13 protein-coding genes are annotated in these 13,820 nt (G+C 57.5%); 9 read left to right on the forward strand and 4 right to left on the reverse strand.

The window, feature by feature from the left end; genetic code table 11:
* Window positions 1-168 precede the first annotated feature (168 nt).
* From GOW98_RS06600 to GOW98_RS06625, 6 genes are read left to right on the forward strand one after another with little or no spacing between them, the layout of a single operon-like run.
* The gene (locus GOW98_RS06600; RefSeq protein ID WP_367646812.1) at window positions 169-1,125 is read left to right on the forward strand and encodes a ubiquinol oxidase subunit II; all 957 of its coding nucleotides are present in this window, start codon (window positions 169-171) and stop codon (window positions 1,123-1,125) included.
* On the forward strand, window positions 1,122-3,206 hold the full coding sequence (locus GOW98_RS06605; protein ID WP_170330279.1) for a cbb3-type cytochrome c oxidase subunit I: 2,085 nt from the start codon (window positions 1,122-1,124) through the stop codon (window positions 3,204-3,206). Before GOW98_RS06600 ends, GOW98_RS06605 begins: the two co-directional genes overlap by 4 nt.
* On the forward strand, window positions 3,203-3,835 hold the full coding sequence (locus tag GOW98_RS06610) for a cytochrome c oxidase subunit 3 (protein ID WP_170330280.1): 633 nt from the start codon (window positions 3,203-3,205) through the stop codon (window positions 3,833-3,835). Before GOW98_RS06605 ends, GOW98_RS06610 begins: the two co-directional genes overlap by 4 nt.
* A complete protein-coding gene (locus GOW98_RS06615) occupies window positions 3,828-4,154 on the forward strand; it encodes a cytochrome o ubiquinol oxidase subunit IV (RefSeq protein WP_170330281.1) in 327 nt (108 codons plus the stop codon). The genes GOW98_RS06610 and GOW98_RS06615 overlap by 8 nt, the downstream gene beginning before the upstream one ends.
* A gap of 22 nt (window positions 4,155-4,176) precedes the next feature.
* A complete protein-coding gene (locus GOW98_RS06620; protein ID WP_170330282.1) occupies window positions 4,177-5,160 on the forward strand; it encodes an HlyD family secretion protein in 984 nt (327 codons plus the stop codon).
* Window positions 5,157-6,680 (forward strand): DHA2 family efflux MFS transporter permease subunit, encoded by a 1,524-nt coding sequence (locus GOW98_RS06625; RefSeq protein WP_170330283.1) that lies wholly within the window; start codon window positions 5,157-5,159, stop codon window positions 6,678-6,680. Before GOW98_RS06620 ends, GOW98_RS06625 begins: the two co-directional genes overlap by 4 nt.
* Here GOW98_RS06625 and GOW98_RS06630 read toward each other — a convergent pair.
* Both GOW98_RS06630 and GOW98_RS06635 read right to left on the reverse strand, forming a co-directional pair.
* On the reverse strand, window positions 6,677-7,039 hold the full coding sequence (locus tag GOW98_RS06630; RefSeq protein WP_170330284.1) for a fluoride efflux transporter FluC: 363 nt from the start codon (window positions 7,037-7,039) through the stop codon (window positions 6,677-6,679). The two genes, GOW98_RS06625 and GOW98_RS06630, sit on opposite strands and share 4 nt — an antisense overlap.
* Window positions 7,036-7,443 (reverse strand): fluoride efflux transporter FluC, encoded by a 408-nt coding sequence (locus tag GOW98_RS06635; RefSeq protein WP_367646813.1) that lies wholly within the window; start codon window positions 7,441-7,443, stop codon window positions 7,036-7,038. The genes GOW98_RS06630 and GOW98_RS06635 overlap by 4 nt, the downstream gene beginning before the upstream one ends.
* A 198-nt stretch (window positions 7,444-7,641) precedes the next feature.
* On the opposite strand from GOW98_RS06635, the gene GOW98_RS06640 reads away from it, so the two are divergent.
* The 3 genes from GOW98_RS06640 (at window position 7,642) to GOW98_RS06650 (ending at window position 11,808) form a co-directional block, all read left to right on the forward strand.
* Complete coding sequence (locus tag GOW98_RS06640) at window positions 7,642-9,222, forward strand: FMN-binding glutamate synthase family protein (protein ID WP_170330285.1); 1,581 nt, start codon at window positions 7,642-7,644, stop codon at window positions 9,220-9,222.
* 61 nt (window positions 9,223-9,283) lie between these two features.
* Window positions 9,284-9,823, forward strand: a complete 540-nt coding sequence (locus tag GOW98_RS06645; RefSeq protein WP_170330718.1) for an RNA polymerase sigma factor — start codon at window positions 9,284-9,286, stop codon at window positions 9,821-9,823.
* A complete protein-coding gene (locus GOW98_RS06650; protein ID WP_170330286.1) occupies window positions 9,820-11,808 on the forward strand; it encodes a vWA domain-containing protein in 1,989 nt (662 codons plus the stop codon). The genes GOW98_RS06645 and GOW98_RS06650 overlap by 4 nt, the downstream gene beginning before the upstream one ends.
* Before the next feature lie 46 nt (window positions 11,809-11,854).
* Here the strand turns inward: GOW98_RS06650 and GOW98_RS06655 are convergent, their stop codons facing one another.
* On the reverse strand, window positions 11,855-12,505 hold the full coding sequence (locus GOW98_RS06655; RefSeq protein ID WP_170330287.1) for an ABC-type transport auxiliary lipoprotein family protein: 651 nt from the start codon (window positions 12,503-12,505) through the stop codon (window positions 11,855-11,857).
* The gene (locus GOW98_RS06660; RefSeq protein ID WP_170330288.1) at window positions 12,502-13,818 is read right to left on the reverse strand and encodes an MlaD family protein; all 1,317 of its coding nucleotides are present in this window, start codon (window positions 13,816-13,818) and stop codon (window positions 12,502-12,504) included. The genes GOW98_RS06655 and GOW98_RS06660 overlap by 4 nt, the downstream gene beginning before the upstream one ends.
* Window positions 13,819-13,820: the final 2 nt, after the last annotated feature.

The raw sequence follows: 13,820 nt of genomic DNA on the forward strand, positions 1-13,820 counted from the left end.
TGATCGACTAGCTTAGTCAACAGCTGCATCCCCGTGGGTTGGGGCCGCGCAACGGTCTGGTTGAACAGGTGGCGACGGGTACAATTGCCAGTTTCGTAAAAAACCTTGAGAAAATTCCTGACTCTGCCGATAGTTGGCCGAAACGAAGGCGCAAGAGGACAATCAAGCGTGGCCGTACTCGGACCTTCAAAACTTACTGTAATGGTTGTGGTCGCTGTTGTTGTGGCTACGGCACAGACGGCGTGGGCGAGCGGTAGTTTCATGGACCCTCAGGGTCCGATAGCTGCGATTCAGAAAACCCATCTGTTGCGGGCAACTGTCTTGATCATGATTGCCGTGCTGCCAGTTCTGGTTCTGGTGCCTTTGATTGCCCTTAGGTATCGGAGACGCAAAGATAGTTCAGCCGCCTATCGGCCAAAATGGGACTTTTCCGCAAAGCTGGAATTTCTCATGTGGGGCGCGCCGGTAGTTATCGTGGCTCTTTTGTCCTTCTACCTGTGGAAAGCGACGCATCGACTGGACCCTTATTCGACAGCTTTCGGTGAAACCCCGGCGCTGAACGTTCAGGTCGTCGGTCTCGATTGGAAGTGGCTGTTCATCTATCCCGACCTTGGGATTGCCACCGTCGGCGAGTTTGGAATGCCGATCAAACAGCAGGTCGCAATGACCCTGACGACGGACACGGTTATGCAGTCCTTCATGATCCCGGCATTGGCTGGTCAGATCTATGCTATGCCCGGCATGACGACGAAACTGCATCTGGTGGCGGACGCGCCCAAGACGATGCAGGGTGAGAATACGCAATATAATGGCCGTGGTTTCACCAAGCAGAAGTTCCTGACCCAGGCCATGCAACCTGAGGACTTCAATGGCTGGGTTGAAAGCGTCCGCGCAAACGGCATCCCATTGACCGAGGACACGTACCGCACACTGGCTATGCGCACGGATCGGGATGAGGTGCAGGCGGCATTGGGAACACCCCTCATGCCGCTCAATGCCTTGTACTTCACGCTGGAGGATGGCGATTTGTTCCAGTCCATTTTGCATCGCTATCACGGCGGGCAACCCTTGCCGGTGGATCAACAGCCGGGGACGGTTGAATTCGGAAAGGAGGCGGCGCAATGACCGATACCGGGTTCTTTGGTCGCCTGAACTGGGATGCATTTCCAATTGCCGGTCTGATCCAGACACCCAACACAAATGAGATCGTGGCGAATGCGGCCGCTGGTATCGTTGTAGTGGGTGTCATCGCTGTGGTCGGATTGCTGACATGGTTCCGCCTGTGGCGTCCGTTGTGGCGCGACTGGCTGACCAGCGCCGATCACAAAAAGATCGGCATCATGTATATCGTTTTTGCCATTGTCATGCTTGCACGGGGCGTGCTTGAGGGCGTGGTCATGCGCGCCCAGCAGGCAGCTGGGCCGGGCCCCGGCTTCCTTGAGGCCGAACATTTCGCCGAGCTGTTCAGCACTCATGGCACGATCATGGTGTTTTTTGTGGCGGTGCCTTTTGTGTTCGGGGTTGCGAACTATCTGGTGCCGCTGATGATCGGTGCGCGGGATGTGGCCTTTCCGGTGATGAACCAGATCAGCCTCGGCCTGACGGTATCGGCAGGTATGATGTTGATGGTGTCGCTGGTGGTGGGCGAGTTCTCGACCGGCGGCTGGACGGCCTATCCACCCTATACCGGTGCTGCGTTCAATCCCGGGGTGGGGCCGGACTACTGGATCTGGGCCATTGTTGTCTCGGGCATTGGCACCACGCTGACCGGCATCAACTTTGCCGTCACCATCTACAAGCTGCGGGCGCCGGGGATGAAGTTCATGCGGCTGCCGATGTATTGCTGGACGATCATTAGCAGCTCGATTCTGATCATCTTTGCCATGCCGCCACTTGGCGTCGCCGCTCTGATGCTGGCGGCGGACAGATATCTGGATTTCCACTTCTTCACCAATGACCTTGGCGGCAACATGATGAACTACGCCAACCTGTTCTGGCTGTTCGGCCACCCCGAGGTCTACCTGCTGGTCCTGCCCGCCTATGGCATCTATTCCGAGGTCTTCGCCACGTTTTCAGCCAAACGTTTGTACGGCTATAACTCCTTGGTCATTGCCACAATGTGCATCGCGGTTTTGTCCTTTACCGTCTGGCTGCACCATTTCTTCACCATGGGCCAAAACGCGCTGATCAATGCGGTGTTTGGTGTGGCGACCATGTTGATTGCGATCCCGACCGGGGTGAAGGTCTATGACTGGATGGCCACCTTGTATCGCGGCCGCATCCGGTTTTCAGTTCCGATGCTGTATGGATTGGCCTTCCTGATGCTGTTTGTCATCGGCGGGTTGTCGGGCGTGATCCTCGCCAATCCCACGGTCGACTATCAGGTTCACAACACGCTGTTCCTGGTGGCACATTTCCACAACGCTCTGTTGCCGGGCGTGTTGTTTGGTTTGCTGGCGGCCTATAACTACTGGTTCCCCAAGGCCTTCGGGTTCCGCCTGAACGAGTTCTGGGGCCGCGTTTCCGTGGTCTGCTGGACGGTCGGGTTTCTGCTGACCTTCATGCCGCTCTATTTCGTCGGCCTCATGGGGATGCCGCGTCGGTCCTTTAGCTATAGCGATGCCTCTTTTCACCCCTATATGCTCGTCGCAATTGTCGGTGCTTTGATCATCACCTGCGGGCTGCTCTCCATTCTGGTCCAGTTGTGGGTCAGCATTCGGGATCGTGAGAAAACTCGCGCCCCTGTCGGCGATCCATGGGACGGGCGCACGCTGGAATGGTCGATCCCGTCACCGCCGCCGCCCTATAACTTTGCCATCATCCCACAGGTCACCGACCGGGACAATTTCGCTGTAGCAAAGGAACGGGGCGAGGCTTATCCCACTCCTGACGCCTATGAGGATATCTCGATGCCGCGCAATACCGCGATCGGGTTTACCCTCTGTGTGCTCAGCGGCGTCTGGATGTTCGCGCTGGTTTGGTGGATCTGGTGGTTGGCGGTCTTGATGACGGTTCTGATGCTTGTCTCCCTGATCGCCTGGACCTTCAACACAGACATTGAAGAAGTCATCCCCGCCGAAGAGGTGCGTAAACAGCACGAAGCCTGGCTCGATCTGGTGCGCAATGCCACCGCGGTGGATCGTGACCACGAAACGGCTCCGGAGAATCGTGGATTGGCACGCCCCGATCTGGAGGCCGTGACATGAAGCGCGCACCCACCCACAGTTATCCCGGCCTGAACCTCGGGCGGCGCCATGAAAGTGCGCACCGGGCCACCGAGGTCGTCACCTTCGGCTTCTGGGTCTTTCTGATGAGCGACCTGGTCTATTTTGGCCTGATGTTCGCGATCTACATCACCATGATCGATGCACAGGCGGGCGGGCCAGGTCCGCATGAGCTGTTCGACCTGTACAGCATCTTTGCCCAAACATTGATCCTGCTGACCAGCAGTCTGACGGTGGGTCTGGCGATGCTGGCACTGAAATACAACCTGCCCCGATGGCGGATCGTCTTCTGGTTCTGCGTGACACTGGTATTGGGCCTCAGCTTTCTGGTGCTTGAGATCCGCGACTTCATGGCTATGGCTGAAAAAGGCGGCATTCCCCAACGCAGCGGGTTCCTGTCTGCCTTTTACGGTTTGGTACCGCTACACGGACTGCATGTCGCGGCAGGCTGTCTATGGCTGATCGTGCTGGGCATCCAACTGCGCGTGTTCGGCCTGACCGATCTGCTGATGTCGCGCGTGGTTCGGCTGGCGCTGTTCTGGCATTTCCTCGACCTGATCTGGATCGGCATCATCACCATCGTTTATTTCGGAGGGCTGACCTATGGATAAGCGCAGCGAGATGCACCGGCGCGAACGTCGGCGGTATGTCATAGGCTATGGCGGCTCGCTTTTACTGACGGCGGCAGTGTTCCTCATCGCCTACAAATACGGCATTAAAACCACGGGGGTTTACCTCTCAATTGCATTGCTGGGGCTGGCGCAACTGATCGTGCAACTGGTCTATTTCCTGCATATTGATCGTCGCCGCAGCAGCCGCGAAGACCTTGATCTGGTTCTGTTTTCGACGCTGGTCCTGCTGATCATCATCCTTGGGACCGTCTGGATCATGGGCAATCTGGCGGTACGGATGCACACCTATCCGATGTAATGACCTGCAAGAGGCCTAACGTATGAAATCCTTCAAAATCGTCGCCGTCGCAGCCATGCTGATCGCGATCGCCGCCGGGCTGTTTCTGTATTGGCGGCACGAGGAACGGTACCCCTCGACCAAAGATGCTTATGTCGGCGCGAACATCATAAACGTAGCGGCGCAGGTGGCCGGACAGGTCGCCGAGGTACCCATCACGGACAACCAGCCAATCAAGGCGGGTGACCTGCTGTTCACTATTGATGCGACGCAATTCAAGGCCTCGGTTGATCAGGCGCAGGCCGATCTGGACAGTTCGCTTCAACAGGCGCAATCCTATTCCAATCAGATTACTGCGGCTGAGGCTGCGGTTCAGTCTTCTCAATCGGCCTACAACACGGCCAAAAATAATTTTGAACGGGCCAAGGCGCTGTTTTCGGATGGCGATCTGGCACAGGTTTCACTGGATCAGGCGTCAACAGCCTTTGCTGAGGCATCGGCCCGTCTGACCACCAGCCAATCCGAACTGCTGGCATTGCAAAGCGGGCTGGCTGCGAAGCAGGACGAAGTCTTGGCTTCCCGTGCCCAGCTTGAAATTGCGCAGGCCAATCTGAATTGGACCAAGGTTTACGCCACCGCAGACGGCTGGATTGCAAACCTGACATTGCGGCCGGGATCGGCGGTTTCGGCTAACGCGCCGCAGTTTTCCATCGTCGAATCCTCTGACTGGTGGGTGGACGCAAACTTCAAGGAAACCGCTCTGCCGCGCATTCGTCCGGGCCAGCCGGTGACTGTAAAGGTTGATATGCTGCCGGGGATAACCCTGACGGGCAAGGTGGCCTCGATCGGGCGCGGGTCGGGGGACACATTCTCGCTTTTGCCTTCGGAAAACGCTAGCGGCAACTGGGTCAAGGTGACCCGACGGTTCCCGGTGCGCGTGGAACTTGACCCGACCGACGTACCGCTACGCGTAGGCGGCAGCAGTAAAGTGACCGTGGACACAACAGAGGCTCAGTCCGGGAAATGACTGGTCCGGCGGCTAGCCGCGTCAATCCGGTGATTGTTGTCGCCGTTGTGCTCAGCGCCATTCTCGAGGTGCTGGACAGCACCATCGTCAACGTCGCGCTGCCCCATATCCAGGCCGCATTCGGAGCTACGACCGATCAGGCAACGTGGATCCTGACCAGCTATATCGTGTCGGCGGTTGTGGTCATGCCCCTGACCGGTTTTGTTGCGCGCCGGGTCGGGCGGCGCAGGCTAATCCTGACGGCCATCACCGGCTTTACCACAATGTCTATCATGTGCGGCCTGTCCTGGAGCCTTGAGACCATTGTCATCTTTCGCCTCGCGCAGGGCATGTTCGGCGCGTTCCTGATCCCGCTGTCTCAGTCCATTTTGTTCGACGCCTTCCCTCGGGAAAAACGCGGGCAGGCAATGGCCGTATTTGGGTTGGGCGTCGTGGTTGCCCCCGTGCTGGGGCCGACCGTCGGGGCGCTTCTGACCGAGTATTTCTCATGGCGGATGGTGTTTTTTGTCAACCTTCCGGTGGCGGCGATGGCGTTGCTGCTGCTGGCGGGCGAATTGCCCGAAGACGAAACCGAAGAGGTGCGGATCGATTGGGCGGGCCTGGCTCTGCTGGCTATCGGCATCGGCTGTCTGCAGTTCATCCTTGATCAGGGCGAGACCAAGGACTGGTTGTCTTCTCGGGTCATTCAGGTGGCGCTGATTGCGTCGGTTCTGGGGGCGCTGGGGTTCATCGTCCACGCGCTGACAACCAAGCGACCGGTTGTGGACCTTCGGTTTTTCGCGGATCGCAACTTTGCCCTGTGCAATCTGGTTATCGCGGGTTTTGCCATCTCACTGTTTGGCGGCATCGCGATCCTGCCAACCTTTGTGCAGAACCTACTGGATTACCCAGTTATCGCCTCAGGTCACCTATTCATCCCGCGCGGGATTACGGCGGGGCTGTCGATGGTCATAACGGGCGCGGTGTTGGTGTCGCGCTTCGATCCACGGCTTCTGGCCGGGGTAGGGATGCTGTTGACGGCCGTAAGCAACTTCATGATGGGCGCGCTGAACATGAACGCGGGGTTCTGGGAACTGGCTTGGCCCGGCGCGGTCAGCGGGTTGGGCATGGGACTGGTCTTTGTGCCAATGTCGATCCTTGCGTTTGAAAGCATCTCCAAGTCTCGGCAGGACGAGGCATCGGGTCTGTTCAACGTGACCCGGCAATTGGGCTCATCGGTCGGAATATCGCTGGTTGGAACATGGGTTGTGCGCGGCTTGCAGACGAATACGGCGGTGCTGAGCCAGAACGTGACGCCTTATAACCCGGCGGCGCAGGCCTATTTGCAGCCGCTGGGTCTGACACCCGAAAGCGACGAAGGGGCGGCCATACTGGGGCAGGTGATCAGCCAACAGGCTGAGCTGATTTCCTATCTGACGGTATTCAACAACCTCGGCCTGCTAGCCTTGGCAACGATACCTTTGCTGTTCTTCTGCAAAGCGCCCAAACCCGGAACTCAGGCAGCTGTTGCCGCGCATTAGCGCGTCAGCAATAATCCTACCCAAAGAGCAAACCAGCACAACGCGAGGCTCAGCAGGATGTTCCCCGCGGCTAGCAGAATTGTCCGTTCCCGCCGCAGTTCCAGAGACTGATAGGCAAAGCTGGAAAAGGTGGTGAACCCGCCGCAAAAGCCGAAGACCAGCCGTCGTTCCTCCTCGCCCAGATCAACCGGCCCGCCGAGGTATCCGATCCACAGACCCAATAGCAGGCTGCCCAAGACGTTCACGATCAGGGTTGCAAAGGGCAGGTCATGGTTGATCTGCAAAGCGATCCAGTGCCGCAGCACAGCACCCAATCCGCCCCCCAGCCCGAACATGGCGTGAAGATAAAGCGCGCTCATCCGGTTGGCCTCTCACCATGAAGTCGCCGACCGATAGTCTCACCCAGAACGGCGGCGGCAAGGCCGATGGCGATTTCCAGCGAGGCGGCTGAAACTGCGCTCCAAAGGTGCATTTCAGCCATCCGTTCCAACTCGGCCACAAAGGAGGAAAACGTGGACAACCCGCCGCAGAACCCGACTGCGCCCAGATGCAGCACATGCGCGTGGACGCGGTTGCGAACTGCGTACAGCCAGCCAAGTACGAAACAGGCCATGACATTGACGCCAAAGGTAGCTGTCAGCACCGGAGCTCCGGGGATCTGGGCTGAGAACGCCTCGCGCAGCAGCGATCCCGCGGCGCCCCCAACAAAAACGGCGAGGAACATGATGGCCGTGGTCCGGACGGCGGGTCGGGTTTGTGTCACGGCCGGTTGTCCTGCCCAAGTTTACCTTTATTTCGGCATACATACTGCCGCAACTTGGATCAACTGTCGCCAAACCCTCTGTCCGCCTCACAAATTCGCCCGATCGTGTGAGGCCGGGCACAAACGCTTGCAATCAAAAGCCGATTTGATCCACGGTTGCTACACGATTGGTTTGGCAACACTTTGGGAGAGCACGAAATGATTGTACGCAGACTCTATTACATCCTGAGCTATGTGTGCCTTCCGCTGACCTTGCTATGGGGGTTTTTCTGGCCACCGGCCCATTGGTTGCTGGTGATCCTGATCCCCTATGCCCTGGTTGGCCTGTATGACATGTTGACCACCAAGCATAATGTTTTGAACAATTACCCGGTTCTGGGCCATTTCCGATACATGCTGGAATTCGTCAGCCCGGAAATCCGCCAGTACTTCGTGGAAACCAACGAAAGCGGTCGCCCTTATAATCGGATCATTCGCAGCCTGGTTTATTCCCGTGCCAAAGGGCAGGTGGATACGCAGGCCTTCGGCACCCAATACGATATCCAAACCGTCGGCTATCATCGGGCCAACCACTCGCTTGCGCCCAAGGAGGTTCCGGAAAGCGAAGAGCGGGTCATGCTGGGCGGTCCGCAGTGCACCAAACCCTACAGCGCCTCGCGTCTGAACGTATCCGCCATGAGTTTTGGAGCGCTCAGCGCCAATGCGATCCGTGCTTTGAACGGTGGGGCCAAGGATGGCGGGTTTGCGCACAACACGGGCGAGGGCGGCCTGTCCCCGCACCATTTGTCCGAGGGTGGGGACATCATTTGGCAGATTGGCACCGGGTATTTTGGGTGTCGAACGCCGGAAGGTGGCTTCGATAAGGATTTGTTCGCCGAAAAGGCCAAGAAAGAAGTGGTCAAAGCGATTGAGATCAAGCTGTCGCAAGGCGCAAAACCCTCTCATGGTGGGGTCTTGCCCGCAGCCAAGGTCGACAGGGAAATTGCCGAAATCCGAGGCGTGCCCGAGCATCAGGATGTCATCTCTCCACCCATTCACTCGGCCTTTGAGGGGCCAACCGGCCTGTTGCATTTCGTACAACACCTACGAGAGATGTCGGACGGCAAACCCATCGGGTTCAAGCTGTGCATCGGCAGGCCGTCGGAGTTCATGGCAATTTGCAAGGCGATGCTGGAAACCGGTATCCTGCCCGATTTCATAACTATTGACGGGGCGGAGGGCGGCACGGGCGCGGCTCCGGTGGAATTCACCAACCGTCTGGGCATGCCGCTGAACGAGGCGCTGATTTTCGTTAACAACTGCCTGCGCGGCGTGGGGCTGCGCGAAAAGATTCGGATCATCTGCTCGGGCAAGGTGGCCACCGGTTACGACATGGTCGAGAAATTCGCGCTCGGCGCAGATATGTGCAACGCGGCGCGGGCCATGATGTTTGCGGTGGGTTGCATTCAGGCCCTGCACTGCAACACCAACCGCTGCCCGTCTGGTGTGGCGACGCAGGATCCGATCCGGGGACGGGCCGTGCATGTGCCGCAAAAACGCAAACGGGTGCATCGTTTTCACGACGCTACACTCGAAAGCTTTCGTGAACTTCTGGGTGCGATGGGCAAAGAAAAGGTCTCGGACCTGCGCCCAGGAGATATCCGTCGTCGTACGGCGGATGAACGGGAATGGTCCTACGCCGACCTTTATACGTTCATCGACGACGGCGTTTTACTGACGGACTCGATCCCGGATGGTTTCGCGGCGGACTGGAAAATGGCCTCGGCGAAGCATTTCTAATTTTTTTAGCCTTGCCGCCAAGGATTGACCTTTCCAATCCGTCTTACCCATCGTGATGCGTATGACAACATCGGATGAGGATCTGGCTAAAGCTACCGCAAAAGGGGACGCTGATGCGTTTTCTACCCTGTTGTTGCGACATTACGACCGGGTTTACCGTCTGTCCTTTCGCCTCACCGGGCGGGTCGATCAGGCCGAGGATCTGACGCAGGACATCTGCGCGGCCTTGCCGGCCAAGATTGCCGGGTTTCGGGCGCAGGCCAAATTCACCACCTGGCTGTACCGGGTTGTCGTCAACGCGGCCGAAGACGCACGCCGCCGTCAGGCCAGCCACAGCCGCGCTGCTGCCGGGTGGGGCGATGTCGAACAGATGCGACGGGCCGAGGCCGCGGAAACCGCCAAATCCGTCGATTGGCTGCAGCGGGCCATGCGGTCGCTGCCGCAGGATCTGCAGGACACGCTGGCCCTGACGCTGGAAGATGAGATGACCCATGCCGAAGCCGCCGAAGTGCTGGGCGTGTCCGAGGGCACGGTGTCCTGGCGCTTGTCGGATATCCGCAAGCGCCTGCGCGCCCTGCGGCAAGAGGAGCTGGCTCCATGACAGACGATCTTGAAGACCTGAAAACACTGATGGATGCCGCGACACCTGCGCCGGACGCGCAGCGGCGAGCGGAAAATCTGGATCAGGCGCGAAAACTTTTCGCCCGCTGCCAAGGAACGCGTGATGCCATGCGTCCGACTGTCAAGCGAGGCCTGATGGCCCGCGTGACAGAAGGAGCGAAATCCATGTTGAATGCCCTCTCGCATCGCGGTGCTTTGACCGCGACAACCGCAATCGCTGCTGTGGCTCTGGTCGTGATCCTGCCGCAGACGCGCGACTACGTCGTGAGCCCGACATCCTGGACCGAAACCCGCCGGGCCGAGGCTCCGGTTGAAACGGTGGAAACAGATCAGGAGGCTGCGGTTGAAGACAGACTGTTGCAGGATGCCTTGTCGGAGCCATTTGTTGAAGCGCCCGTGGTGATCGAGGAACCCGTCGCGCCGGCACCGCGTGTCCGTTCGCTGAGCAAACGTCAGATGAATGGCTTGGGTGCGACCGCAGATTCCAGCTTGGCAAGTGGAGGATTGTACAATGGTGCGACCTCGATAGCGCCTTCGCTGGGTCAGGATGATCTTCGTATTGCCCCCGAACAGAACACTGAAGCCTTTGCCAATGCCGACACCAACCCGCTGAAAATCACGAGCGAAGACCCGGTGTCGACCTTCTCGATTGATGTGGATACGGCGTCTTACTCGATCATCCGATCCTCTCTGATGCGCGGTCAGCTTCCGCCGAAAGACGCCGTTCGGGTGGAAGAAATGGTAAACTACTTCCCTTACAGCTTCCCTGCGCCAGAAGGGGCTGAGCCCTTCCGTTCGACCATTACCGTTACGCCGACACCGTGGAACGAAGGCACACAACTGGTCCATATCGGCATTCAGGGTGCCTTGCCGCAGATCGAGGACCGCCCGCCGCTGAACCTCGTTTTTCTGATCGACACGTCTGGTTCGATGCAGAATGCGGACAAACTGCCTTTGCTGAAACAGTCCTTCCGCCTATTGCTGTCAGAACTTCGCCCCGAGGATCAGGTTTCGGTCGTCACATATGCGGGCAGTGCTGGTCAGGTTCTGGAGCCGACGTCGGCTTCGGAGAAAAACAAGATCCTGACCGCGCTTGAGAGGTTGGAGGCCGGTGGCTCGACTGCCGGTCAGGCCGGGCTGCAACAGGCCTATCAGGTGGCCGAAAGCATGACCGAGGACGGAGAGGTGACCCGTGTTATTCTGGCCACTGATGGCGATTTCAATGTCGGCCTGTCGGACCCCGAGGCGCTGAAAGACTTCATCGCTCGCAAACGCGAAAGCAGCACCTTCCTGAGCGTTCTGGGCTTTGGCCGCGGCAATCTTGATGATGCGACCATGCAGGCGCTGGCGCAAAATGGAAATGGACAGGCGGCCTATATCGATACACTGGGCGAGGCGCGCAAAGTGCTGGTTGATCAACTGACCGGTGTACTTTTTCCGATTGCCAATGACGTGAAAGTTCAGGTTGAATTCAACCCGGCGCAAATCGCCGAATACCGCCTGATCGGATACGAAACCCGCGCCTTGCGGCGTGAGGATTTCTCCAACGACAAGATAGACGCGGGCGACATAGGCGCGGGTCACACTGTAACAGCGATTTATGAGGTCACACCCGTTGGCTCGGATGCAATCCGAAACGGCCCGCTGCGCTATGCGGAACAGCCTGTATCCGATGGTTCAGAAGAGATCGGGTTCTTTAAAATGCGCTACAAACAACCTGGCGGAACCGAAAGCAAACTGATTCAGGAACCGATCCTTCTCGAACAAGGACAGGCGTCCGAAGATGTGGAGTTCTCAATTGCTATCGCAGGGTTTGGACAGTTGTTGCGTGGTGGAGAGTACTTGGGCAGTTGGTCTTATGAAGATGCGATTTCGCTGGCCAATGGGGCAAAGGGGCAGGACCCGTTCGGGTATCGATCTGAAGCCGTCACATTGATGCGTCTGGCCGAAACACTCGCTCAGTAATACCAGTTCAAGGGCGTTGCTATTCTGCACCGCCCTTTCGTTTGCGCTAGTACTGACGAGGGTTGTTGACGGCATGGGAGTTGATTCTACGGACACTCCATTCCACGGCATCCCGCATCGTCTTACCCAGAGCTTCATCAAAAGCCCTGACGAGGTCCGGGGTCTTGTCGCTGGCGGCGATCACATACTCCCGAAACGAGTCTGATGCGATGATTTTGTCTTCGTACTCGTCGATGATCTTGATGTTGATGCGGACTTCCACACGAATGGTCTTGGTGCCGTTGACGTCGCTGACAACAAGCCCCTGAAACTCTCGTAGATCCGGGACGATGACGTAATCTGCGCGCAATCCAACCGTTGAGCGCCCGACGGCTGCGACCTTGCCACTGTTTTCATAGCTTTCAACCAACAGCGACTGAACGATCAGAGGGGCCCGATCCACCCAACGTGCGCGCGGCAGATACTGAACTTGGAACGGCGTAGGCTGAATTGCGATTTGATCGGTGTTAACCGCTGCCGTCGCTGTCGGTTCCTGAACCACTACCTGCCTTTGGACACGCGGCAGCGACGTCGAAAACGTGCTTTTGGGTGTCAGCAGGTACAGGTCGTTCGGCTTAGAGGCTTGTCGCAGCGTTCCCAAACCCGTACAGCCGCCCAGCGACACAAGAGCAAGTGCCACAATAAAAAGCCTAATCATTGACGAAACTCCGATGCTTGGGTTCCAAGAAGGAAGCGTGCGGGATCACGTTCGACCTTGTCCACCAGACGGTCCAGACTGATGACCAGCCTTTGCGATTCTTCCACGAAGCGGGTGAACTGCGGCAGCCCCACCCGCAGGAAATCCGACAGTTGACGTCGGTTGTCCTGCACGATCCCGTCGATTGTTCCCATCAACTCTGAGGCGGATTTGGACGCGCTCAGGATATCAGCCGAGATGTCGTCCAAACGTTCGGTGACATTTTTTACGGTCGAGGACACTTCGTTCGCAGCCGTGCGAATATCGTCCATCACCGTGCCGACATCCTCGTTTATAACCTTGTTGGCTGAATCAAATGCACGTTCCGCCGAGGTCAATGTGCCTTTTGCTGTTTCCATAGCTCCGGTGATCGAGCCCAGTGTTTTGTTCGCGTTCAGGAAAGTTTCTGAGATTGTCGCAAGCGCAACGTCAGCCTCACCAGACAGACCGTTCAGGTTTTCAGCCAACGTGGTCACGCGCTCAATCAGCGGTCGGATATCTTGTTGAATGATGCGGTCCGCAGTTTCGATAGTGGTTTTTGCGCTGTTCAGGGTCGTGGTCGCGGATTCAGAGGTTGTTTTTACGCTTTTCAGCGTGTCTGTCCCAGTAGTCAGAGTGGTTTCGGCAGTGTCTGCCAGTTGGTTCAACCGATCTGTAAAATCCCCAAGTTTGCTGGCCGCGCCACCCAGATCCGATGACAAGTTCTCAAAGTCTGTGAGGGTCTTGTTCAGCTTGCCAGATGCCGAAGCGACATTGTCCAGAATATCGCTGACCGATTTGCGATTTTTGTCATCGACCACGGCATTGAGGTTTTCCAGAAGGGTAACCGCTTCATCCAGAACCTTTGGCGCACCCTCGAACAAAGATTGGATCGCACTGCGTTTACTTTGGATCACGCTGTTTTGCGGCAGTCTTTTGCCGCTGGCAGATCCACCGGTCAGCTCCACATAGCTGACACCGGTAACGCCCAGAGATTGCAATTGAGCGATCGTATCTTCCGTCACGGGAATATCTGCGTCGACCTCAAGCTTGACCCGCACCTTGGATGGGTCGTCATCGTCCAATTGTAAGGAGATTACCTGCCCGACAGGTAAGCCATTAAAGCTGACACCGCCTGCAGCCGAAAGACCCGAGACATTGTCAAACAGCACGTCATAATAGGCATATTGCCTAGAAACTTCGAATTTCGCGAGCCAAAGGAAAAAGCCAAATGCGCCGAGAATACCCGCAAGGGTGAAGGCGCCGATCAGGATATAGTTCGCTCGGGTTTCCATGG

Source organism: Ruegeria arenilitoris, assembly GCF_013032445.1.
In the GTDB taxonomy this organism is placed as follows: Bacteria; Pseudomonadota; Alphaproteobacteria; order Rhodobacterales; family Rhodobacteraceae; genus Ruegeria; species Ruegeria arenilitoris_F.

Coding starts and splice junctions, on each gene's coding strand:
- GOW98_RS06605 (WP_170330279.1), top strand. CDS start 1,122: ATGACCGATACCGGGTTCTTTGGTCGCCTGAACTGGGATGCATTTCCA.
- GOW98_RS06610 (WP_170330280.1), top strand. CDS start 3,203: ATGAAGCGCGCACCCACCCACAGTTATCCCGGCCTGAACCTCGGGCGG.
- GOW98_RS06615 (WP_170330281.1), top strand. CDS start 3,828: ATGGATAAGCGCAGCGAGATGCACCGGCGCGAACGTCGGCGGTATGTC.
- GOW98_RS06620 (WP_170330282.1), top strand. CDS start 4,177: ATGAAATCCTTCAAAATCGTCGCCGTCGCAGCCATGCTGATCGCGATC.
- GOW98_RS06625 (WP_170330283.1), top strand. CDS start 5,157: ATGACTGGTCCGGCGGCTAGCCGCGTCAATCCGGTGATTGTTGTCGCC.
- GOW98_RS06630 (WP_170330284.1), bottom strand. CDS start 7,039: ATGAGCGCGCTTTATCTTCACGCCATGTTCGGGCTGGGGGGCGGATTG.
- GOW98_RS06640 (WP_170330285.1), top strand. CDS start 7,642: ATGATTGTACGCAGACTCTATTACATCCTGAGCTATGTGTGCCTTCCG.
- GOW98_RS06645 (WP_170330718.1), top strand. CDS start 9,284: ATGACAACATCGGATGAGGATCTGGCTAAAGCTACCGCAAAAGGGGAC.
- GOW98_RS06650 (WP_170330286.1), top strand. CDS start 9,820: ATGACAGACGATCTTGAAGACCTGAAAACACTGATGGATGCCGCGACA.
- GOW98_RS06655 (WP_170330287.1), bottom strand. CDS start 12,505: ATGATTAGGCTTTTTATTGTGGCACTTGCTCTTGTGTCGCTGGGCGGC.
- GOW98_RS06660 (WP_170330288.1), bottom strand. CDS start 13,818: ATGGAAACCCGAGCGAACTATATCCTGATCGGCGCCTTCACCCTTGCG.